This is a genomic window from Aeromonas sp. NJAU223, assembly GCF_051125555.1.
GTDB lineage: Bacteria > Pseudomonadota > Gammaproteobacteria > Enterobacterales > Aeromonadaceae > Aeromonas > Aeromonas veronii_G.
Genome location: NZ_CP144204.1, coordinates 1,974,634 through 1,997,225, shown reverse-complemented (window position 1 = coordinate 1,997,225; position 22,592 = coordinate 1,974,634). Strand labels below are relative to the sequence as shown.

Here is a 22,592-nt window from a genome sequence, read left to right as displayed (position 1 = left end):
ACAAAAAGACCGCCTGTTGGCGGTCTTTTTTTCTTTCTACCGGGGTTTCAGTCGTCGGAGCAACCCGCCATGGCCAGCCGGGTACGGCGCCGCAAGATGACCGGTTTGACCAGCAACTGCGCCAGCAAGACCCCCACCAGCGTCATGCCGCCGCCGATCAGGTGGTAGCTGGTGAGCCGCTCCCCGAGCCAGCTGATGGCGAGACCTGCCGTCATCACCGGCAGCAGGTTCATGAAGATGGCGGTGCGACTCGCCCCGAGCAGGGCAATGCCTTGCATCCAAAGCCAGGGCGAGAGCGCCGAGGTCGGGATCCCCGCATAGAGGATGAGCCAGAGGGCGCGATGATCCGGCCATTGTCCGTCCACCAGCAGGTAGAAGGGGGTGAGGAACAGGAGGCTGCACAGCACCTGGCCGTAGAACAGGGTCCAGCTGCTCAGCCCCAGATCCCAGCGCTTGAGCAGCACGCTGTAGAGCGCATAGGTAGCCGCCGACAACAGCATGTAGATGTAGCCGATGTGAATGCCCTGGGTGAACATGCGAGCGGGATCCCCCTGCCCGAGCAGGATGGTCAGCCCGAAGATGGAGATAACGCCGCCGAGCAGGGCCCCCCAGGTCGGGCGCTCGTGCAGCAGCCAGATGCTGAGCATCACCGTCATCAGCGGTGTCAGCCCCATCATGAGGCCTATCTCAGTGGCCCCCAGGGTCTGGGCGGCGTAATAACCGAAGCTCTGGTTCAACACCATGCCGAGCAGGGCCAGCATGGCAAGCTTGTAGAAACCGGCTTTCAGCCGCACGCGCTCGCGCCAGGCGCGATGGGCCAGGAAGGGGGTCAGGATGATGGCCGCCACCACCCAGCGCGACCAGGCCAGGGCCGCCGGTGAGAGCACGCCCACCGCCAGCTTGCTGACAATGCTGTTGCCGGCCCAGATGGCCATGCAGGAGAAGGGAAACAAGAAGGCAAGTGGCATCGCTAAATCCAGAACAAGACAGCGGGTATTTTGCGGGAGTATAGAGAGGCAAACAGGATAAGCAAGCACCATCATCGGCTGCGCAAAAAGTCATCGACAGCTGGTAACAAAGATTGCCACAGCGATTTTCAAAACGGCGTTTTCGGGGAGCTTTAAACAATCATGCCCGCACGAGGGCGGGCATGAGGGGGAACCTATCCGGGCGTGTCTGTCACGCCGCATCCATGTGCAGCCTCGAGATCAACTCGTTGACCTCGAGCACCGTCTGGCGATGGGGAATGTCGGCCGCCATTGGCATCAATAACAGGCCCGACTGGAAATCGAAGCGCCCCCTGCCGTGGATGTAGATCCGTCCCTTGAAGAAAGTTTTGACATGTTTTGCCACCATCAGCGGCAGGTATTTCTTGAACACTCTCATCGTTTGCAACCTCTTGCAGTTGTATCCGTATGACAGCAGCTCCTGCGAAATAATTCCGTTAAATTTATATAAAATACCGGAAAAATCGCCCACCTCTTCCCTAAAAAACCATTCTGTAACTTATTATTAACTTTTATCGTATTGTATGCGGCCCTTCCAGCCAGAGCAATACCCCCTTGTCATCTTGCCACTCGATACAGGCCATGCCGGAGGTGGCAAACATGGGCGCCCCCGCCGCCGGACAGAGGCTCTGCACCAGATAACCCACCAGCGGCAGATGGCTGACCATCAGAATGTTGTCATGGCGGCTCGCCAGGGCGGTGAGATAGCTCGCCACCATGGCCGGATCCCCGTAAGGGGTGATATCGCCACTCTCTTCGACGCTCTGCGCCTTTGGCAGATCGGGAGCGATGGCCTGCCAGGTCTGCCTGGCCCTCAGATAGTTGCTATGAATGGCCAGACTCAAGGGGCCCGTCAATTGGGGAGCCAGCCAGCGAGCCATATGAATGGACTCGTCACGGCCTTGTTCGGTCAGGGGACGCTGTTCATCCGTTTTTGCATTCATGCCAGCCTGGCCATGACGCATGATGTAGATCTTCATTACAACCTCGCCCAGGGGGCCTGTTTAAATAGCGGGGGGATCTTACCCCGCCGTGCCGGGGGAAACAATTGCGCTACCTCTCAGAAAAGGGTTTGCCTCGTGAGATAGCGGCGTCGATAATCATGTTTAAATTCAAATAAATTCACCGCGAGTCAGCCCTCATGAGCCCACATGCCAGTCCCAACGACCATAGGCGGTATCACTATCTGGAGCTGGCAAACCGGCTCAGGGTCCTGCTTGTCTGCGATCCCGATACCGACAAGTCCGCCGCCTCCCTGGCCGTCAACACCGGCCATTTCGATGATCCCGCCGACCGCCAGGGGATGGCCCACTTCCTCGAGCACATGCTGTTTCTCGGCACCCAGACCTATCCCAAGCCCGGTGAATATCAGCAGTTCATGAGTCGTCACGGGGGCAGCAACAACGCCTGGACTGGGACCGAGTTCACCAACTTCTTCTTCGATATCGACAACGGCTTCTTCGAGGCAGGGCTCCATCGCTTCTCCCAGTTCTTCATCTGCCCCACCTTCGCCACCGAATGGGTCGACAAGGAGCGCAACGCGGTGGACTCCGAATACCGCCTCAAGTTGCAAGACGATGTGCGCCGCAGCTATCAGGTACATAAAGAGACCGTCAATCCGGCCCACCCCTTCTCCAAATTTTCGGTGGGCAACCTCGATACCCTGGCCGATCTGCCCGGCCGGGATCTGAGTTCCGACCTCGTTGCTTTCTACGAATCTCACTACAGTGCGGATCGCATGGCGCTGGTGATGATCTCCCCCGCCCCCATCGAGACCCAGCTCGGCTGGTGTGAGCACTACTTCGGCCCCATTCAGGATCGCAACCTCGGCGAGCCGACCCTGTCGGTTCCCCTCTATCGCCTCGAGGATCTCGGCATCCGCATCCAGATAAAACCGGTCAAGGAAACCCGCAAGCTGGCGCTGACCTTCCCCTTGCCAAGCGTGGATGCCTACTACGACAAGAAGCCCCTCACCTTCCTGAGCCACCTTATCGGCTACGAAGGGGATGGCAGCCTGCTCTCCCTGCTCAAGGGCAAGGGCTGGGTCAATCAGCTTGCCGCCGGCGGCGGGGTCAGCGGCAGCAACTTCAAGGATTTCGGGGTGAGCTTTGGCCTCACGCCCCTCGGTCTCGAGCACGTGAACGAGATCATCGAGGCGCTGTTCGGCTACCTGAAACTCATCGAGCGCGATGGCCTGGAGGCCTGGCGTTACGACGAGAAGTGCAGCGTGCTGGAATCCGCTTTCCGCTTCCAGGAGCGAGGCCGGGCACTGGACACCGCCTCCGGCCTGGTGCTGAACCTCTTCAGTTACGCCCCGGCCGATCTGCTCTACGGCGACTACATGATGCGCGAATATGACGAGGCGCTGCTGCGCCGCTTCCTCGCCAAGCTCACCCCCCACAACCTGCGCATGACGGTGCAGGCGCCGGAGGTGAGTACCGATCGCCTCGCCCGCTGGTATCAGACTCCCTACAGCGTCGCCCCCATTCCGGAGGCGCTGAAAGTCCGCTGGCAGCAAAGCGAACCGGACTCCAATCTGCATCTGCCCGCCCCCAACCCCTTCATCAGCAGCCGGCTGGATGCGCGCACGCCCCCCTTGCCTGCCGACATGCCCGCCTGCCTGGTGGACAGACCGGGTTTTCGACTCTGGCATCTGCACGAGCACCTGTTCGGGGTTCCCAAGGGCAACCTCTATATCTCCATCGACAGCGAACATGCGGTGAAGAGCCCGCGCCACATCGCCATGGCCCGCCTCGCGGTGGAACTGCTCCAGGATCACCTCAATGCCCTCACCTACCCGGCGGAGCTCGCCGGGCTCGGCTACCAGATCTATGCCCACCAGGGGGGCTTTACCATCAACATGAGCGGCTTTGCCGACAAACAGCCCCTGCTGCTCGACATGATCCTCAGCAACCGCACGCTGGGTTACCCGGATCCGGCCCGCTTTGCCGAGATAAAAGAGCAACTCATCCGCAACTGGGAGAACCAGTCCAAGACCCGCCCCATCTCCCAGCTGTTCAACCAGCTCACCAGCCTGCTGCAGCCCAACAATCCGCCGTTCGAGCAGTTGTTGCGCCACCTGCGCACCATCGAGCTTGGCGAGATGCCCGAGTTCGTCGCCCAGCTGTTCGCCAAAGTACACGTGGAGACCCTGGTGCACGGGGACTGGGACGTGGGCGAGGCACTGGATCTCGCTGCCCTGCTGGAGCGCCACCTGGGCGACAACAGCCAGCCCAGCGCCGAGACCCGCCGCCCCCTCATCTCCATCCAGGACAGGGGTACCCTCATTCGCGAGCAAGGTTGCGAGCACGAAGACTCGGCACTGCTGGTCTACTACCAGTCCCGCACCGTGCGGGCGCGGGATCTCGCCTGCTTCACCCTGGCCAACCACATCATGTCCTCCACCTTCTTCCACGAACTGCGCACCCGTCAGCAGCTCGGTTACGTGGTGGGGGCTGGCAACCTGCCCCTCAATCGCCACCCCGGCCTCATCTTCTATATCCAGTCGCCGGTGGCGGGGCCGCAGATCCTGCTGGACGCGGTGGAGGAGTTCATCGACCTCTTCCCCATCGCCATGCTGGAGTTTACCGAGCAGCAGTGGCTGGAGAGCAAAGCGGGCCTGCAGGCCCAGCTCAGCGAGCGGGATGCCAACCTGCGCAGCCGCGGCCAGCGGCTCTGGGTCAGTATTGGCAACAAGGATCTCGGCTTCGATCAGCGGGAACGGGTCTGCGAGGAGGTGGGGAACCTCAGCCGTGCCGATCTGGTGCGCTTCATCACCCAGTTGCGCTCCCGTACCTCGGACAGGCTGATCCTCTGCAGTTATGGCCAGGGCCATGAGCACGACGATCGGATCACCGGCCAGTTCCTCGACGATCCCAGAGCATTTCGTCTCGCCGCCGCCACCTTCGAGGCGTAACCGCCTCTTTTCACCAAACCGCAGATAATAAAAAGCCGACCCCTGGGGGTCGGCTGGAAAAACCATTATCAATTGCGGCCTGGGCCGCCAAAAGTGAACATGAGCGTGAAAATCAGACACTGAGCCGATGACAGGTCAGGCGATGAAACCAGAGCGCGCCGACCGAAACCTGACAGTGATTGAGAAACAGAGCCATCTTAGACAGAGCCTCTCTCCACCACGTTGATCTACATCAAAGGAGGTAAAAAGAGTCTCACGCTCCTCACCAAGGGGTCCCTAGCCCCGGCGCGTCAGCCGGTAGGCTACCTCGTCAAAATAGGAGAGCTGACCCGAGATCACCCTGGGGTGCTCCTGCTCGCTGGCCCGGCCCAGCACCTCCACCGCGAAGTCCCGCTCGAACAAATGGCGTACCTCCATCTCCCCCACCGAGAACGGCGGCTGCTTCTGCTGCTCCGGCTGATACTCCAGGGTCACCAGCAGGATCTGCCCCTGGGGCATCATCAGCCGGCTCATCAGCTCGGCATACTGGCGGCGCATGGCGGTTGGCAGTGCGATCAGGGCCGCCCTGTCATAGGCCAGTCGGTACTGGCGACCCAGCATGGGGGCCGCGAAGAAATCCCCCTGATGGATGCGTAGGCTGTCATGTTGATGGCAGCGATAGGGGCCGACCTCGGTCACCGTCTCCGTCAGCCGGTTTTCACTGAAAAACTGCTCGATGGCGCGCTCGGATAGCTCGAAGCCATCGACAGGATGACCCTGACCACTCAACCAGAGCATGTCGCCAGACTTGCCGCACAGGGGCACCAGCACGGTCTCTTCCTCTTGCCCGGCGGACCAGCCGACCGGCAGCCAGGGGTTGACGTCCGCCTGATGGAAGCCTATCCGGTTCTCTTCCCACTTCTGATGCCAAAATGCCGCTTCCATCCTCATCCTCTCGCCATCTGCAATGATGCATCAATATCACAACTTCACCGGGGCGGTGCAAGCCCTGTCGACCCTGTCTTGGCCATTTCATAACGGCCATCGTCAACAACATAAAATATGCATCCAAATCACTTTAACAGGTTCCTTTGACTACCCATTTGCCACCTTGCGACACAATACCGTCAGGACTCAGATCCCGCAGTCGTTTATCCCATCAGCGGCGCCCTCTCGGTGCGCAACGAACACAGCGCATCGTCAAGCCGGGAGCCAATCTCGGCAAAGCTCGGTCGCAGCGCCACCTCCGGGCGCTGGCATTCGTTCGCCAGTCGATGGAGCGACTCGCACTCGGCGGCTTTCGCCGGGCACAGGGCCAGCAGCTCTTCGAGCAGGCAGCCGAAGGCGCGCACCTCCAGCCGCTCCAGCGCGGCAGCCAGCACGGCGTCTGCCAGCGGATAGCAGGAGGCGGCGCCGAAATCCCCGAGCAGCACGGCCCCCTCCCCATCATGGAGCAGGTTGTGACCGTAGAGATCCCCGTGCATCACCCCCAACCGGTGCAGATGGGCGGCGGCCGAGGCGACGTTCCTGACCATGGCGAGCGCCGCCGACAACGAGAGTGCGAGCCCCTCCGGGTAGATGTCCCGGGTGCAGGAATCAAGGCTCGGCGGCCCCGCCAGGTTCTGCATGTGAGGGCTGACCAGCGTCATCCCGAGCGCCGGGATCCCGGAGGGGTGATCATCCACCCGCCCCAGCACCCCGATGAGCGCCGCATGCTGACCCGCCGCCAAGGCGGCCTTCATCTCGGCCGCCGGCAGGCCGTCGCTGGTCACCGCCCCCTTGAACAGCTTGAGGGCCAATGCCACTGGCTGGCCCGCTGCGGGGCGCCAGGTCGCACGGTGAATGGCGCCGGACGCCCCCTGCCCCAGCAGGGCGCCCAGCTCGAGCTCCTGCCAGGGAATATCGGCAACCGAGTTTGCCCTCTTCGGCTCCCACTCCCCGGCGAAGGGATTGCCCGCGTAGGCGAGCCAGGCAAGGCGCGGCAAGGCGAGCAGCCAGGTGGGGAACGCCTCTATCCGGTTTGCGGCGATACGCAGTAGTTCGAGCCGCTGACAGTGGACGAGGCTCGCGGGCAGCGCGGTCAGGCGGTTGCCCGCCAGCATCAGTTTTTGCAGGGAGGTGCACTGACCCAGTTCGTCCGGCAGGCGATCGATGGCGTTGTCGGTCAGGATCAGCCAGCGCAGCTTCGCGGGCAGCGACTTGGGGGAGACCATTTCAATCCGGTTGGCCTTGAAGCCCACCATGGAGAGCGCGGGGCAACGCCCCAGCACCTCGGGCAGTGCGGTGAAATGATTCTCGGAGCAGAAGAGGATGCGAAGCTTGGTGCACTCGGCCAGTGCGTCCGGCAGTGCAGAGAGCTGGTTGCCGGTGAGATCCAGCACCTCCAGTGTCTCTTTGAGGTTCAAAATCTCGAGGGGGAAGGTCGTCAGGTTTTCACAGAGCTTGAGGTGACGCGCACCGTTCAAGGAGCCTGCGCGCAGCTGTTCCAGGGTATGCATGGCAATGTCTCTTTCGGGGTGGCCGATTATCCGTCGTGATGGAGCAGGCCATCTGCACCGCCGGGCCTTGGCCCGGCAGCCATGAAAAGAGGGGCATTATAAAGAACTGGCGCCAGAGATCTTCTGGTTTGTTACGCCACTGGCGGATCATGTTGCAAGCAACCTGATTGGAATGCACGACTCCTTTAACGTCCAGCTGCTTGCCACGGACTGACATTGATTATCTGAAACACCAGAACCCTGGCGCTGAATCTCACGGTTAAAAGAGGGGCAAACAATGACAACCGAAAATATCGTTCAAGGTCAGATAACGCCCCTCTGCCTGCCGCTTGGTCAATCCGGCTTTCTAAGTTTGAATGCCAGATATAGCGATAACGCCCCGATCAACAATATGAAGTAAAAGACAGCATTAACCCCCTGGGACAGGGCCGCGGTTTCACTGATATCCCCGCCACTCACCAGCAACTTATCGGTAACTTGAGACATCAAGGTCACAGAAACCGCAGAGCCAATGGCTCCCGATACCTGATATAGCGTGTTCCACACCGACGAACCATCCGCATAGAGTGTTTTGGATAAGGCACTCAGCGCCGTCGTTTGAGCAGGCATGATAATGCAGGTCACCCCGCAGCAGAGGCAGGTAAATGCGATGCTGATCTTCCATGCTGATGTGGACTCATTGACGACACCGAGGAAAATTGCGGCACTCAATAGAATAAATACAGCTCCCATGACGGTAAATACTCTGGTGTCATAGCGGTGATACAAGTTTCCAACAATGGGTGACAACACGACATTTGCAATATTTCCAGGAAGAAGGAACATGCCTGCCAATGCTGCCTCCAGCTTTAAAACATTCATAAAATAAATGGGCAACACTATCGCTGTGGCCAGCACACTCATGATGCTTAACATCATCATGAATAACCCTATTGAGAACTCACGTTGGTTAAAAACACGAAAGTTTATCATGGGCAATGTAATGCGCCCTTGCCGCCATGCAAACAGGATGAGACTGGTAATCCCCAGCATCATTGATAACCAGAGCGTTGGCGACAGCAAGGGCGTTTCTGCCATGATGGACAGGCTGAAAACGACCCCACCAAACCCCAATGCTGATAGCGCAATAGAGATCACATCTACCTCAGGCTTGCTGATGTCACCGATGTTCTCCACGACACTCAGAGTCATCATGAATATCATCATATAAAGCAAAGCACTGATTATAAAGATGGCTCGCCAGTTCACGAATGTAATTATGACGCCAGACAATGTAGGCCCAATAGCGGGAGCAAGCGTGATTGCGATGCCAACGAACCCCATGATGGCAGCATGCTTTATTTTAGGAAAGGTAACCAAGGCGGCATTGATGAGTACGGGTAGAATGATGGCTGTACCTATCGCATGCACAATACGGCCAATCATTAGCGTGATGATGCTGGTCGCAACAGTGGCGATCACGCACCCAATGAAGGAGATTAGGATTGCGTTTAGAATAAGGCTTCTCGTATTGAACCATTTAGTTAAAATGGCCGAAACAGGCATGAAGATGGCCAAGGTCAATAGATAGCCAGTCACCAACCACTGTGCAATACCCGCAGTAATCGAAAACTCGTCCATGAGCGTGGGCAGCGCCATATTCAATGCTGTTTCGCCAAACAAACCAGAAAAGGTTCCTATCATCAATACCATCAACATTAGATAGGGTGATTCAACCTGTTTCTCTGGCTTTTCAAATGTGTCACAAGTCATTTTTTAATCCGAACTGTCGGTTGCTTGATAAGCTCACATAAAACAACCGCCATTAAATATCCTTAATGGCGGTTGCTTCATTTCACTTGATGTTTGTTACATTGCTTTATCGAAGAAATCACCACCATATGCCTGTGCAAAGTGGTAAGACGCCTTGCGCTCGGCCAGACGGAAGAACTGTTCAATTTCATCCGCTGACAAAGTCACAAATGACTTCGCTTTGATGGAGAGCTCTTCAAAGGCGGTCTGTGACAGGCTCTCAATTTTTTCCAAATCATACCCGACGAGCTGGCCATGGCGTTTACGGATCATGCCGTCAGCGATAACGGTATCGACATCGCTACTCTTCGTCATTTGCGCAACACTGCCAGCCACATTCATTGTCGGAGAGAAGCCTTCATGATGGCGAATGATAATAATGTCGGCTTTTTTATCTATGGTTAATGAGCCGATCTCATTCTCCATTCCCATTACCTCAGCACTGCCCAGAGTGGCCCAATGGAGTGCTTCACGCACGGTTGGCGTAATGACGAATGGCATGGTGTCACGCTGGTGAACCTTGTCATTGGCCAGGGCTCGCTCAATTTGCAATGCAATATTCAGCTGGGTGAACAGATCGTCAGTCGTTACCCCCGTCAGGTCGGTCCCCAGACCAAAGGGAATATTATGTTCGACGCAAGGCCGATAGGGCAGGAACCCCATCCCCATTTGCAATTCACTGGACGGTGTACTGACGACATACCCACCTGTCTTTGCAATCAGTTTCCAGTCTTCACCGGTTAATCCATTACTGTGTGCATGCAGGTGGCCCGGGCGCAACAGACCGTGATCATCCAGTTCTCGCAGGCCACGCAGTAGTACCGATGTTTTCGCCGCCCCCGTGTGAGAAACACATTTTATTCCCAGCTCGTCAATCAGATTGATCTGTTTGACTGTCGACTCGAAATCAACGGTACCCAAGTCAGAAATGAGCATCCCCATTTTCAGGCGATCTTGACCATTGAACTGGGTTTTCGAAATATCTTTCGCATTATCCAGGCGATCTTTCATGGATTTAAAACCGGCTGGTTTGAAATCATATACCTGCATGCCATAGGCATAGATGCCACGAATACCGCTATCCTTCATGGCCTGGATCGCATTCACCGCATGATCAGGAGTATTCACACAGTCATTGATCTCATACACAGTGGTTGTACCCGCATTGAGAGCACTCACGTTACCGCCAAGCACGGCGGCATACATGTTGTCTGCGGTAAGCACACCACCGAAAGCGTAAAACGTATTGATCAGAAAAGCCGGCAAGGACTCTTCTGTCGACACCCCACGGAAAAGAGACATCCAGTTATGGCGATGAGCATCGACCATCCCAGGCATGACGATGGCACCATCGGCATCAATAAACTCCGCATCTTCGTGACTGTCAAATTCATGGGGGTTTCGACTCACGCCTTTAATGAGGTTTCCCTCAATCAACAACGCACCATTATGGATATCACCCATGGCCTTATCCATAGTGATAAAGACACCACCCCGAATAACTTTCTTATGCTGATTCATACAGTACCTTCATTAATCCAGAAAATATTAAAAGTCACATTGCAACCAGTGTTTTTATTTTTAACACCATCACCACAGTAAAATGTTTTAAAGATGAATGGTTCCCTATCTGAGCATCATCAGGAATTCATCTTTCAATCTCATGGTGAAATTATAAAAACACTCTATTCAAGTGTCAGTGGACAATCCGGACAAGATATTGCTCAATCCGGCCAAGGTTGAATAAAGGTAACGGTGATACGGTTCAATCACGCAGGCCGTGATCCCATGCATATGGAGGAATATTTTGAGAGAAGGTTCATCTGCCTCATTGAATGGCGCAAGGCATTCATCAAGGGGATGGCTTGTCTGGAATAAACCTGCCTTGGAGATACCCTGTGCCCGCAGCGGTCGCTCACCCGGGCCCTAAGGACACATAGGATTGCTGCTTGCGTATCGCTTGCCCACCCCTCTTGACTCAACCGCATCAGCCCTCCCCTGGCAGGCGAGCAATATGTCACCACATTCGCAATGCCCGATAAGGATTTATCGAGTGAATAATAACCCCACGACTACGCTGCTGACGAAACGACCTCAGGCCCCCACCAAAGAGCAAATTTTACTCACGAACGATTGGAAAAAGAAAAGACGCCCTAGAGCGTCTTTCTTATTGATGAGGTTTGGGATCAACCGGTCGGTAGCTTTTCTCCTTCCCCGGCTTGTCCCACTACGGATCAGATCGGGGTGATGGAGGTTATCTGGGCAGTGCCTTCCAGAGATTGGAAGATCTGCACTACGGCTTCCCCGTGGATGGGGTTGGGCAACGGTACCGTGCTCTTGCATTTGAAGCGGTAGTTGGTGTCGGCGACGACCTGGGTCGAGGCCTCAAAGGGTGTGTACTGCACCCCGACAAATCCTGCCAGCGCTTGATTGAATACGGCCTGATCCTTGGTGCTCAACTTGTGGTAGGCAGTCCATCCGCCCAACAACACTGCTTGTTCTGACATAACTAACCCTCCGTGATCTCTTGTCCCTACTCGTTTGGCTGTTCGGGTTCCGCCCCGTTGATTCAAGTGGTACCAGGACTCCACCGGGGCCATACCAGAGAGTGGTATGTCCGGTGCCGACAGCGTACATGGAGGCTTTGCTGTCGCCACCCTCCCCTTCTGCCACGACCGACGCCTTACAGAGCAGGTCTCAATTGGCATGACAGAGCCTAGCGCGTGATCCATGATCCCCCTTGTCATAGATCACAGAGACAAGAAGGCGAGAAAACGGCTAACGAACAGAAAAGTGAGGCGCAAACGATTGGAAAAAGAAAAGACGCCGCAAGGGCGTCTTTTTTGCAGTTTTGCGTTATCGGCAGGAAGCGGGGTTAACCCTTATTCCCACTCGATGGTTGCAGGCGGCTTGCCGGAGACGTCGTACACCACGCGGGAGATGCCGTTGATCTCGTTGATGATGCGATTCGAGACGTGACCGAGGAAGTCGTACGGCAGGTGAGCCCAGTGGGCGGTCATGAAGTCGATGGTCTCGACGGCGCGCAGGGCAATGACCCAGTCGTACTTGCGACCATCACCCATGACGCCGACGGAGCGCACCGGCAGGAAGACGGCGAACGCCTGGCTGACCTGGTTGTATAGGTCGGCCTTGCGCAGTTCTTCGATGAAGATGGCATCGGCCTTGCGCAGCAGATCGCAGTACTCTTTCTTCACTTCGCCCAGCACGCGCACACCCAGACCCGGGCCCGGGAACGGGTGACGGTAGAGCATGTCATAGGGCAGACCCAGCTCCAGGCCGACGCGGCGCACCTCGTCCTTGAACAGCTCGCGCAGGGGCTCGACCAGACCCATCTTCATCTCTTCCGGCAGGCCGCCGACGTTGTGGTGAGACTTGATGACGTGGGCCTTGCCGGTGGCGCTGGCGGCAGATTCGATGACATCCGGGTAGATGGTGCCCTGAGCCAGCCACTTGGCGTTCTTGAGCTTCTTGGACTCGTCGTCGAACACTTCCACGAAGACGCGACCGATGGTCTTGCGCTTGGCTTCCGGCTCGTCGATACCCGCGAGAGCTGACAGGAAGCGCTCCTCGGCGTCGACCTTGACGATGTTCAGACCGAAGTGATCACCGAACATGTCCATCACCTGCTGGCCTTCGTTCAGGCGCAGCAGGCCGTTGTCCACGAACACGCAGGTCAGGCGATCACCGATGGCGCGGTGCACCAGCATGGCGACCACGGAGGAATCCACTCCGCCGGAGAGGCCCAGGATCACCTCATCCTCACCCACCTGTTCGCGGATGCGGGCGACGGCGTCGTCGATGATGGTGGCCGGAGTCCACAGGCACTCGCAACCGCAGATGTCTTTCACGAAGTGTTCCAGCAGACGGGCGCCCTGACGGGTGTGAGTCACTTCCGGGTGGAACTGCACGCCGTAGAAGCGCTTCTCTTCACAGGCCATGGCGGCGTGGGGGCAGGTCGCGGTCTGGGCTATGGTGGTGAAACCGGCCGGGATGGTGGTGACCTTGTCGCCGTGGCTCATCCAGACGTCCAGCAGGGCGTGGCCGTTCGGGGCGATGGCGTCTTCGATGTTGCGCAGCAGGGCGCTCTGACCCAGCACTTCGACCTGGGCATAACCAAATTCGCGTTCGGTGGAGGATTGCACCTTGCCGCCGAGCTGATCGGCCATGGTCTGCATGCCGTAGCAGATGCCGAACACCGGTACGCCGGCGTTGAACACGTACTCGGGGGCGCGGGGGCTGCCTGCCTCGGTCACGGATTCCGGGCCACCGGAGAGGATGATGCCGCTCGGATTGAATTCACGGATCTGCGCTTCGGTCACATCCCAGGCCCAGAGCTCGCAGTAGACGCCGATCTCGCGCACGCGGCGGGCGATCAGCTGGGTGTACTGGGAACCGAAGTCGAGGATAAGGATACGGTGCTGGTGAATATCTTTAGTCATTTTATTCCTGCATCAGGCTGATGTTGTCACAAAAAGCACGGGATAAAAAAGGGGTGGAGAAACGGGGCCGCAGCCCCGTTTTATCAGCCCATCCGGTAGTTGGGGGCTTCTTTGGTAATGGTCACGTCGTGGACGTGGGACTCTTTCATCCCGGCGCCCGAGATGCGCACGAACTCGGCCTTGGTGCGCATGTCGTCGATGGTGGCGCTGCCGGTCAAGCCCATGGAGGAGCGCAGGCCGCCCATCTGCTGGTGGATGATTTCTTTCAGGCGGCCCTTGTAGGGCACGCGCCCTTCGATCCCTTCCGGCACCAGCTTGTCGGCGGCGTTGTCGGTCTGGAAGTAGCGATCGCTGGAGCCCTTGGACATGGCGCCGAGGGACCCCATGCCGCGGTAGGACTTGAAGGAGCGGCCCTGGTAGAGCTCGATTTCACCCGGCGCCTCTTCGGTACCGGCGAACATGGAGCCGACCATGACGCAGCTGGCGCCAGCGGCGATGGCCTTGGCCAAGTCGCCGGAGAAGCGGATGCCGCCATCGGCGATGACCGGGATGCCGGTGCCTTCCAGGGCATCGACCGCGTCAGAGATGGCGGTGATCTGGGGCACGCCGACGCCGGTCACGATACGGGTAGTACAGATGGAGCCCGGGCCGATACCGACCTTGACGGCGTTGACGCCCGCTTCCACCAGCGCCAGGGCGCCAGCACCGGTGGCCACGTTGCCACCGATGATCTGCAAGTCAGGATAGGCTTCGCGGGTCGCCTTGATGCGATCCAGCACGCCCTGGGAGTGACCGTGGGAGGAGTCAATCAGCAGCACGTCCACACCGGCCTCGACCAGGGCGGCGACACGCTCCTCGTTGCCAGCACCGGCACCGACGGCGGCACCGACCCGCAGACGACCCTTGTCGTCCTTACAGGCGTTGGGTTTGCGCTCGGCTTTCTGGAAGTCCTTGACGGTGATCATGCCCTTCAATTTGAAGTCGGCGTTGACCACCAGCACCTTCTCGATACGGTGCTTTTGCATCAGGGCAACCACCTCTTCACGAGGCGCACCTTCACGCACGGTAACCAGACGATCCTTCTGGGTCATGATTTGTTCGACGGTCTGGGAGAGATCGATCACGAAGCGCACATCACGGCCGGTGATGATGCCGACCAGCTGGTTGCCGTCAGTGACGACGGGGTAGCCGGCGAAGCCATTCTTGAGGCTCAGCTCCTTGATCTGGGCGATGGTCATGTCGGGACGCACGGTGACGGGGTCGGAGACGACGCCGCTCTCGTACTTCTTGACCTTGCGCACTTCGAAGGCCTGTTGCTCGATGGACATGTTCTTGTGAATGAAGCCGATACCGCCTTCCTGGGCCAGTGCGATAGCCAGACGGGCTTCGGTCACTGTGTCCATGGCAGCGGAAATCATCGGGATATTCAGGGAGATACCAGACGTGAGCTTGGTGCGCAGGTCGGCGGTATTAGGAAGAACAGTGGAGTGGGCTGGTACCAACAATACATCGTCGAAGGTCAGCGCTTCTTTGGCAATCCTGAGCATGGCAATATCTCACCGTTGTGGAAGTGGGGGTGTAAAATATTGCCGACAAATTTTACTCATGCATTGGTCGATGGTAAAGAAGTTTTTTGAATTTTTTATGGCGTAGCCCGTTTTAACGCCCTGAACTGGGCAAAAAACCAATAAATTCAGCCGTAACCATGTCGTTTTGTGGAACAAGATGATCTTTTTTGCCGTTGGGGCAATTTCTACCGCCAACCCCTCGCCTGCGTATTTTTTAACAACCCCCCTGCCCTCTGGGAAGCCGAGGGCAGCCTCAGCTGCCCTGATAGCGACCAGGCTTGTGCCAGTTCATCAGCATGGCGTTCATGGCGAGCGCGCTCAAGGTAGACCAGAGCAACAGGGTCAACGGCAGGGTGAGCAATGAGAGGACGAACACCAGCACATCCAGCAGCATCTGGCTTTTGCCTGCATTGATGCCGGCGCGCCGCTGCAGCCAGAGCGTGACCACGCCGACGCCCCCGACCGAAGCGTTGTGGCGGGCGAGAGACAACACCCCCATGCCGAGGAAGGTGCCCCCGACCAGGGCAGAGAACAGGGGATGCACATAGCTCACCGTCAGCAGTAGAGGCACCCCTTGGGTGGCTGCCGAGAGCGCCACATTGACCACCAGGGTCTTGAGCATGAAAGCCCGGCCCATGGTGAAGTAGCTGAACACCAGAAACGGCAGGTTGGCCAGAAAGAACAGCACACCGATGGGCAAGGTACTGACGTGGGAGAGCAGCAGCGCAATGCCCGCGATACCGCCGGTGATCATGCCGGAGCATTTGAGCAGATTGAGCCCCACGGCGATGAACATGACGCCGAGCACCATGCCGTAGACATCGTCCTTGAGGCTGTGGGCCAGCCCCTGGGTTGCCGGGGATGAGATGGCCATTTCACCTTCCATATGACTCCTTTTCTTGATCCTGAAAACCTGGGTGGCTCGACCCGAAAGTGGCTTGCCGAGCCCCTGTCCCGTCAGCACATCACGGCGACAGACGCCATGACCCCCCGGCGAGAAGCGGCATCCGGATTACTCAGGGTGTGACGCGTCCATTCATCGCAGCAAAAACGGCGCCAACCAACACAAGCGACCATTAAATATTGAATTTTTGAATTTAATATCTGTTATTTATTCAATGAACAGTCGATTGCATCTGCATGAAAACGCCAGGCTTCACGGAGTCAGCATGTTTGCGCTGTCCCGGGATGGCAATGCGTGAAACGTCGCCACGACTCGGCGACGAAACGGGCAAGAGGCCGGTGGCAACAGGGCTGGGGATAGATCAGTGCCTCATCCCGGCTCCCGAACTTGCACGAAAACGGCAGGACCAATATCGAACGAGGCGCACCACAATGATGCAATAGCACCAACTTGGTGCGAATGTTGGACGGGCAAGATCAAGATGGCCTGGGTATTGGCTGCGCATCAATAGCCCTCTTCCCTGCATGGATGGCCATCAGGAAGGCCGTCGGGATCAGGGCCAGGCAGTTGCGCCGAGGAAATCGGGAACAGGGCTTGGCAACGTACCTGGAGCGCCGACGGCCCAAACAACGGGCGTACCCACTACCAGCAGTCAGCAGTCAGCAGTCAGCAGTCAGCAGTCAGCAGTGAACAGTGAACAGTGAACAGTGAACATTGCCGCGCATCATCGTTGGTGAAGATCATGGGGGGATAAAAAGTCGGCCCTCGGGCCGACTTGGGATTTGTCAGTCACGCGATGGCCCGGTGGCCGGGCCATCGCAGGCGATCATTTCAGATACTTGCCATCCCCCCCGACCTTGCCCGGGCCGTTCAGCACCCAGACGCGCGCCGAATAGGCGGGCACCGCAAAGCTCAGGCTGCCATTGCTGACGCTGACCGTGGTACCGGTCACGGCGTCCGTGTAGCTGCCGTTCTTGATGCCGCTCAGGCTTATCTGCTGGGCCGAGTTGGCGGCAAGGCCGACCGCCGCGTAGCTGCCCTCGGCGCTGAGATCGCGCACGAAGCTCATGCCGCTGCCCCACTCGTTCACCTGGCTCATGGGCGCCTTTTGCAGGGCGGGCACCGCCTTGCGGATCTGGTTCAGACGCTTGATGTGCTGGTAGAGCGGATGGGAGGCGGTCGCCGGGTTGTCCAGCACGTCGCCGTAATAGGCGCGACCGGTCTGATCCACCGTCATGGTGGCGCCGTCGATGTCTTGCGGCTTGCCGGCCTGGAACATCACCTCCTCCCCGTAGTAGAGGGTCGGGATGCCCCGCGCCGTCCACAGCAGGTTGTAGGTCATGGCCGCGTTGCCCTCCTCCCCGCCGTAGCGGTACTTGAAGTCGTTATCCGGCCCCACGTCGTGGTTCTGGAAGAAGGTAATGAGCTTGGTGGCATCCCCGTAGACCCAGTCCATGCCGAAGATGCCGCCGACTCCGCCAAAACTCCCCTTGGTGACGTTGTCACGGAAGGTGGAGAAGAGGGAGAAGTCCAGCACCGACAGGCCCGAGTCCCCACCGGCGCGCGGATTGGCCGGATCGCTGGTGGTGCGGGTGTACCACCAGGGGCGGATCACCGCGGAGGCGTTGTCGTTGGCGATCTCAGATCCCCAGCCGGTGCCCTTCACTAGGTTCTCCCCGAATACGAAGAGCCCGGGCTTGTGGGCCTGCCAGTCGTGGACATAGGTCAGCAGCTCGTCCCGCTCGATGTGCTTGAGGGTATCGATACGGATGGCATCGACCCCCATGTCGAGGTACTGGTGGATGGCGCCGTTGATGTAATCCTTGACGTTCTGGTTGCCGGTGGCCAAGTCGATGCAATCCCCCGCCATGTGCTTGCGCTGCAAAGAGAGCGGATTTTCCCAGTCACCGCCGGACATGAAGCCATCCAGGTGATACCAGGCGGGATCCAGCCCCTGGGCGTCGATGCCGAAGAAGCGGTTGGGGTTGTAACCGGCGCTTGGCACCGTGCTGCCGGTCTTGGGATCCACCAGGGGGACCAGACCTTCCGGGTCAGACTGACAGCGGGCCTTGTACCAGTCCGGCGCCGCCGGGTTGTCATCGTCACAGCGGTTTGCGCTGGCGTAATCCCCGAGGTTGCCCTGATAGGGGCCGTTGTTGATCAGCCCCTGCTTGGAGCCAGCCGGCACATAGTATTTGATGGGCAAGTGATCTATCCAGGTCTTGCCCCGCAGGCCGTACTGGCTGGAGTGGTTGATCACCACATCCTGTATCACCTTGATCCCCTTGGCGTGGGCCGCCTGGATAAACTCACGGTAGCCCGCCCCCGGCGACTCCAGCCGGGGGTCGACCCGATAGAAGTCGTAGGCATGGTAGCCGTGATAATCGAGGCCGGAGCGGTTCTCCACCGGCGGTGTCACCCAGATGGCGGTGAAGCCGAGATCCTTGATGTAGTCGAGCTTCTCGATGAGGCCCTTGAAGTCGCCACGCCAGTGAGGATCCCCCGCCTTGTAACGGTCCCGGTTGTAGTAGTTGTTGCCGGCATCCCCGTCATAGAAGCGGGCGGTCAGCAGGAAGTAGATGCTCTCCCCCCGAAAATCGCCGCTGGCCACTGCCTGATCGCCGATGTAGTAGCTGAAACTCTGCTCACGGCGATTGCCGGCAGCATCAACACTCAGGGTCTTGATCACCAGATCGGCGCCGCTGCCCTTGTCGCTGGCGCTGATCCCCTGACCGCTGTAGAGGGGGGAGCCGGTGCTCGGCGTGCTGCCATCCAGGGTGAAATAGAGCTTGGGGGCGGCATCTTGGTCATCGCTAACGGTGAGGGTGATGGACTGCGCCTGGGTGTAGTTGCCGGGGGCCGGGCTCGCGCTCACCGTCGGTGCCTGGGTGTCGGCACCCACCAGCGGCGCCACATTCAGCACCTTGCTCGTGGCATCGAAGCAGATGCGGTAGCTGGTGTTGGCGGTCACCTTGTAGTCCTGGGCCGGGTAGGCTTCCGTCCAGTCCCCCTTGTGATCCACCTTGAAGCGGGGATCGCTGTTGCCAAAGGCCTGCTCGGTACAGAAATTGACCCCATCCTGGCTGGTCATGGCGGTCAGGCCCCAGTTGTTGGGGGTGCCGCGGAAGTACCATTTGTCACCGCTCTGGGGCGCCGCCACCACCACGCTGGCACTGCTGCTCCCGGTTGCCCCCTGATCGTCGGTCACCGTCAGGCCGTAGGTGAAGGTGCCCACCTGGCTGGTGTTGACGACGATGCTCTCCGTGGTCTCGCCGCTGCTCCAGAGGTAACCCGCTATCTGGCCGTCCGCGTCCGTGGAGTCGCTGCCGCTCAAGGTGAGCGCCGCTCCCTGCGCCACATTGACCGTGCCGCCCGGGGTGATCACCGCGAGCGGCGGCTGGTTGTCATCCCCAAGGGAAGTGATGCTGTAGGCCAGGGTCTGATCGTTGACCTGGAAGCGGACATTACCGGTGCCGCCCCAGAAGATGTCGCCACCGCCCGGCTCCAGTACTCCGTCGGCGTTGCTGTCCCCGTAGTTGCTCACCCAGTCGCCCGCCAGATCGAACTTGAGGCGCTGGCTCGCCTTACCATCCATATAGGCATCCACCTGCCACAGGTGATCCGCCACCAGGGTCAGGGGCTGGCTGGCCCAGCCGTTGAAGGTGCCGCGCACCTGCAACTGCGGCCAGATCTTGGCAAAGCCTCCCGGCTCACAGCTCTCCACCGCCGTGGCGGTGATGGCCTGGGTACCGGCGTTGATGCGAATTTGATAGTGGGTATTGGCATTGACCAGCTTGTCGGCCGCCGGGTAGCTCTGCTGCCAGTTGCCGTATCTGTCTATCTTGAAGCGCGGGCCGCCGCTGGCGTCTCCGCTCTGGAAGAATTGGCAGGTATCGAAGTTGACGCCGTCGGTGGAGACCATGGCGGTCGCCGCCCATCCATTCGCGGTACCACGGAAGAACCACTCCGCGGCCGCCGCTCCTGGCGGCACCATGAGGGTTCCCAACAATCCGGCCGCGATTATCCATCTAGCCATTGATAGTCCTTTATTTTCATTGTTTTGTGTGTGACGCCTGTGTGTCGGCGTTCCCCCATCCGCTACTGTCCCGCCTTCAGATGGGCCCAGCCAGTCTAGGGCTCAAACTGGCCGCCCAATGACCCGTTACGTGCAATTTGTGACCAATATCGCCCCCGATATCTGCTGTATGTGATTGATAGCGCTTTCATTTCTAGGCAGGTTGCGATGGGCTCCGCGTGCTATGGATGAGAGCTTGGCGGGAGGGATTGCTCCTCATCGAGAAGATGCACGGCAGGTCGGCACGATGGCACCCACACCGCCGTGGATCTGCCCGGATGATTAAAACGCGATTGATAATCCTTCTTGTTTGAAGGGTGTCGGCTAGCGCATGCTGGGCGCCAAGGGCCGGTATTCACGGCCATTTCATAGACATTCGAGTACCAAGATGACATGCCGGAAGGACGCAGGTCGATGAGCACCTGCACGATGAGACCGACCCTGGGCCGCGACAAGATGACCGTTGGCCCTGCCCAGCTCGCCTGCCTGACCCTGGCTCTGCTCCTGCACCTCGCCCTTTTCGCATTGATGCAGGGCAGTCACTCCGCCCCCATTCAGCCGCCCGAACCCCTCACCCTATCTGCCCGCTGGGCGGGGGAGTCGAACAAAGATGATGCTCCGGCCAAGACGGCCGCCGCTCCCACACCGCCCCCGGTTGTCAAGCAGCCGGCGTCGGTGCAGCAGAAGGTGGTCAAGCCGGTCGTCAAGCGGCCAGCGCCCAAAACCGTGCCCAAGGCGCCGCCCAAACCCAGACCCGTTCCTGTGGTCAAACCTGTCACCCAGGCCCAGCCCGTGGTGGCCCCCGTTGCGCCTGCCGCACCGACCACGGCCACATCCAATAACCAGAGTGCCAACAGCAGCAGTACACCGGCCAAGAGCCAACCGACGGGCACTGGCGGGGGCAGCAGCGCCCCCATCGCCCGGGATGCCAGGTTGAACAACCCCGAGCCCCCCTACCCCCAGGAGTCCCGCAGGCGCGGGGAAGAGGGTCAGGTCGTGCTGAAGGTACGCGTCACCAGGGAGGGCACGGCGGAGTCGGTCGAGGTGGAGCGCAGCAGCGGTTATCGACGCCTTGACATGATCGCCAGACGCACCGTCAACCGCTGGCGCTTCATTCCAGCCAGGCAGAACAATGCCGCCGTCGCGGACTGGGCCAGGGTCACCATCATTTTCAAGCTAGGAAGTTAACCATGAATCCGGAAGTCCAAACCAACGCCATGGGCATCGCCCATCTGCTCAGCCAGAACACCGGGGTGGGCCTCATCCCCCTGATCCTGCTGGTGTTGATGTCGCTGGCCACCTGCTACTACACCCTGCTCAAGCTCTGGCTCGGGGTGCGCGAACAGCGGCTGAATGCACGTTTCATCACCCGATTCTGGCAGCATGAGAGCGTGCAGGAGGTGGAATGCCAGCTCGCCCACACGCCCCCCGACGAGGCCTATGGCAGAATTACCCACGCGGCCCTCGCAGCCGTAGCTCAGATTGACAGGGCGCAGGAGCGTGCCGTCTCCCTTAAACTCGGCGCCCCCGATGACTTCCTGCTGCGCGCCTTGCGCCAGGCCATCACCATGGAGCGCATCCGCCTCGAGCAGGGGCTGGCCTTCCTCGCGTCCGTCGGCTCGGCGGCCCCCTTCATCGGGCTGTTTGGCACCGTCTGGGGGATCTACCACGCCCTGCTGGCCATCGGTGCCGCCGGTCAGAGCAGTCTGGACAAGGTGGCGGGCCCGGTCGGTGAGGCCCTCATCATGACCGGCTTCGGTCTCGCCGTGGCCCTGCCCGCCGTGCTCATCTACAACGTCTTCGTGCGCCGCAATCGCCTCAAGCTCGCCGCCCTGGACGAGTTTGCCTACGACCTGTTTGCCCTGCTGGTGACCGGGTTTGAGCAGAGCGCCTCCAACGTGACCCAACTGCCTGGTATCGAGAATTCCAAGAGCGAGAACATCAAGAAGGGGCAGCTGTAATGGCCTTTGGCAAACTGCCCGGCGATTCGGATGAGCAGCCGCTCTCCGAGATCAACATGATCCCCATGATCGACGTCATGCTGGTGCTGCTGATCGTCTTCATGATCACGGCCCCCCTGCTCACCAATGCGGTCAAACTCGAGTTGCCCGAGGCCAGCAGCCAGGTCAACCAACCCAAACAGGAGGACGTGGTGCTCTCCATCGACGGGGCTGGCAAGCTGTACTGGAACGATCAGGAGGTCGATGAAGCGGCGCTGCTCGGCAAGATGGAACAGGCCAGCGCGGCCAAACCCGAGGCCCCCGAGATCCAGCTGCGCATCGACAAGGGGGTCGAATACGGCATCATCGCCAAGGTGATGGCTCAGGCATCCCAGCAGGGTCTGCACAAGATAGCCTTCGTGAGTCAGCCGGAAAACGAGTGATAGACCCAGGC

Annotated in this window: 16 protein-coding genes; 4 read left to right on the top strand and 12 right to left on the bottom strand. The window is 59.1% G+C overall.

The window, feature by feature from the left end; translation table 11 throughout:
- Positions 1-47: 47 nt before the first annotated feature.
- The 3 genes from VZC39_RS09140 to sixA all read right to left on the bottom strand — a co-directional run bounded on the left by VZC39_RS09140 (position 48) and on the right by sixA (position 1,987).
- On the bottom strand, positions 48-968 hold the full coding sequence (locus VZC39_RS09140) for a DMT family transporter (protein WP_434667778.1): 921 nt from the start codon (positions 966-968) through the stop codon (positions 48-50).
- A gap of 211 nt (positions 969-1,179) precedes the next feature.
- A complete protein-coding gene (locus VZC39_RS09135) occupies positions 1,180-1,386 on the bottom strand; it encodes a DUF1107 domain-containing protein (RefSeq protein ID WP_349922445.1) in 207 nt (68 codons plus the stop codon).
- A 133-nt stretch (positions 1,387-1,519) separates the two neighbouring features.
- Entirely contained in the window at positions 1,520-1,987 is a 468-nt protein-coding gene (sixA, locus tag VZC39_RS09130) for a phosphohistidine phosphatase SixA (protein WP_434667775.1), read from the bottom strand.
- Positions 1,988-2,148: 161 nt separating this feature from the next.
- On the opposite strand from sixA, the gene VZC39_RS09125 reads away from it, so the two are divergent.
- Positions 2,149-4,923: an insulinase family protein gene (locus VZC39_RS09125; RefSeq protein WP_434667772.1), complete on the top strand. Its 2,775-nt coding sequence runs from the start codon at positions 2,149-2,151 to the stop codon at positions 4,921-4,923.
- A gap of 276 nt (positions 4,924-5,199) precedes the next feature.
- Here VZC39_RS09125 and VZC39_RS09120 read toward each other — a convergent pair whose 3' ends face one another.
- From VZC39_RS09120 to VZC39_RS09080, 9 genes are all read right to left on the bottom strand, one after another.
- Complete coding sequence (locus VZC39_RS09120) at positions 5,200-5,847, bottom strand: thiopurine S-methyltransferase (protein ID WP_434667769.1); 648 nt, start codon at positions 5,845-5,847, stop codon at positions 5,200-5,202.
- A gap of 206 nt (positions 5,848-6,053) precedes the next feature.
- Positions 6,054-7,400, bottom strand: coding sequence for a protein kinase (locus VZC39_RS09115; protein ID WP_434667766.1), 1,347 nt, complete (start codon positions 7,398-7,400; stop codon positions 6,054-6,056).
- 333 nt (positions 7,401-7,733) lie between these two features.
- On the bottom strand, positions 7,734-9,152 hold the full coding sequence (locus VZC39_RS09110) for an MFS transporter (protein ID WP_434667763.1): 1,419 nt from the start codon (positions 9,150-9,152) through the stop codon (positions 7,734-7,736).
- Positions 9,153-9,248: 96 nt separating this feature from the next.
- Positions 9,249-10,712 (bottom strand): amidohydrolase family protein, encoded by a 1,464-nt coding sequence (locus VZC39_RS09105; protein ID WP_434667760.1) that lies wholly within the window; start codon positions 10,710-10,712, stop codon positions 9,249-9,251.
- A 713-nt stretch (positions 10,713-11,425) separates the two neighbouring features.
- A complete protein-coding gene (locus VZC39_RS09100; RefSeq protein ID WP_434667757.1) occupies positions 11,426-11,698 on the bottom strand; it encodes a hypothetical protein in 273 nt (90 codons plus the stop codon).
- Positions 11,699-12,073: 375 nt separating this feature from the next.
- Positions 12,074-13,651 carry a glutamine-hydrolyzing GMP synthase gene (gene guaA / locus VZC39_RS09095; protein WP_434667754.1) on the bottom strand — a complete coding sequence of 526 codons (1,578 nt, stop codon included), beginning with the start codon at positions 13,649-13,651 and terminating at the stop codon, positions 12,074-12,076.
- 83 nt (positions 13,652-13,734) lie between these two features.
- Positions 13,735-15,198 (bottom strand): IMP dehydrogenase, encoded by a 1,464-nt coding sequence (gene guaB, locus VZC39_RS09090; RefSeq protein WP_349922069.1) that lies wholly within the window; start codon positions 15,196-15,198, stop codon positions 13,735-13,737.
- A gap of 274 nt (positions 15,199-15,472) precedes the next feature.
- On the bottom strand, positions 15,473-16,105 hold the full coding sequence (locus tag VZC39_RS09085) for a YitT family protein (protein WP_349922068.1): 633 nt from the start codon (positions 16,103-16,105) through the stop codon (positions 15,473-15,475).
- Between the two features lie 844 nt (positions 16,106-16,949).
- The gene (locus tag VZC39_RS09080) at positions 16,950-20,159 is read right to left on the bottom strand and encodes an alpha-amylase family glycosyl hydrolase (protein ID WP_434667749.1); all 3,210 of its coding nucleotides are present in this window, start codon (positions 20,157-20,159) and stop codon (positions 16,950-16,952) included.
- A gap of 453 nt (positions 20,160-20,612) precedes the next feature.
- On the opposite strand from VZC39_RS09080, the gene VZC39_RS09075 reads away from it, so the two are divergent.
- Genes VZC39_RS09075 through VZC39_RS09065 form a run of 3 tightly spaced genes read left to right on the top strand, consistent with a single transcriptional unit; the run spans position 20,613 to position 22,581 of the window.
- Positions 20,613-21,386 (top strand): energy transducer TonB, encoded by a 774-nt coding sequence (locus VZC39_RS09075; RefSeq protein WP_434667746.1) that lies wholly within the window; start codon positions 20,613-20,615, stop codon positions 21,384-21,386.
- Positions 21,387-21,388: 2 nt separating this feature from the next.
- Positions 21,389-22,159: a MotA/TolQ/ExbB proton channel family protein gene (locus VZC39_RS09070; protein ID WP_434667743.1), complete on the top strand. Its 771-nt coding sequence runs from the start codon at positions 21,389-21,391 to the stop codon at positions 22,157-22,159.
- Positions 22,159-22,581, top strand: a complete 423-nt coding sequence (locus VZC39_RS09065; RefSeq protein ID WP_434667740.1) for an ExbD/TolR family protein — start codon at positions 22,159-22,161, stop codon at positions 22,579-22,581. The genes VZC39_RS09070 and VZC39_RS09065 overlap by 1 nt, the downstream gene beginning before the upstream one ends.
- Positions 22,582-22,592: the final 11 nt, after the last annotated feature.

What these genes read in the sequence shown, in the direction of transcription:
- VZC39_RS09140 (WP_434667778.1), bottom strand. Translation starts at nt 968, where the DNA reads ATGCCACTTGCCTTCTTGTTTCCCTTCTCCTGCATGGCCATCTGGGCC.
- VZC39_RS09135 (WP_349922445.1), bottom strand. Translation starts at nt 1,386, where the DNA reads ATGAGAGTGTTCAAGAAATACCTGCCGCTGATGGTGGCAAAACATGTC.
- sixA (WP_434667775.1), bottom strand. Translation starts at nt 1,987, where the DNA reads ATGAAGATCTACATCATGCGTCATGGCCAGGCTGGCATGAATGCAAAA.
- VZC39_RS09125 (WP_434667772.1), top strand. Translation starts at nt 2,149, where the DNA reads ATGAGCCCACATGCCAGTCCCAACGACCATAGGCGGTATCACTATCTG.
- VZC39_RS09120 (WP_434667769.1), bottom strand. Translation starts at nt 5,847, where the DNA reads ATGGAAGCGGCATTTTGGCATCAGAAGTGGGAAGAGAACCGGATAGGC.
- VZC39_RS09115 (WP_434667766.1), bottom strand. Translation starts at nt 7,400, where the DNA reads ATGCATACCCTGGAACAGCTGCGCGCAGGCTCCTTGAACGGTGCGCGT.
- VZC39_RS09110 (WP_434667763.1), bottom strand. Translation starts at nt 9,152, where the DNA reads ATGACTTGTGACACATTTGAAAAGCCAGAGAAACAGGTTGAATCACCC.
- VZC39_RS09105 (WP_434667760.1), bottom strand. Translation starts at nt 10,712, where the DNA reads ATGAATCAGCATAAGAAAGTTATTCGGGGTGGTGTCTTTATCACTATG.
- VZC39_RS09100 (WP_434667757.1), bottom strand. Translation starts at nt 11,698, where the DNA reads ATGTCAGAACAAGCAGTGTTGTTGGGCGGATGGACTGCCTACCACAAG.
- guaA (WP_434667754.1), bottom strand. Translation starts at nt 13,651, where the DNA reads ATGACTAAAGATATTCACCAGCACCGTATCCTTATCCTCGACTTCGGT.
- guaB (WP_349922069.1), bottom strand. Translation starts at nt 15,198, where the DNA reads ATGCTCAGGATTGCCAAAGAAGCGCTGACCTTCGACGATGTATTGTTG.
- VZC39_RS09085 (WP_349922068.1), bottom strand. Translation starts at nt 16,105, where the DNA reads ATGGAAGGTGAAATGGCCATCTCATCCCCGGCAACCCAGGGGCTGGCC.
- VZC39_RS09080 (WP_434667749.1), bottom strand. Translation starts at nt 20,159, where the DNA reads ATGGCTAGATGGATAATCGCGGCCGGATTGTTGGGAACCCTCATGGTG.
- VZC39_RS09075 (WP_434667746.1), top strand. Translation starts at nt 20,613, where the DNA reads ATGAGCACCTGCACGATGAGACCGACCCTGGGCCGCGACAAGATGACC.
- VZC39_RS09070 (WP_434667743.1), top strand. Translation starts at nt 21,389, where the DNA reads ATGAATCCGGAAGTCCAAACCAACGCCATGGGCATCGCCCATCTGCTC.
- VZC39_RS09065 (WP_434667740.1), top strand. Translation starts at nt 22,159, where the DNA reads ATGGCCTTTGGCAAACTGCCCGGCGATTCGGATGAGCAGCCGCTCTCC.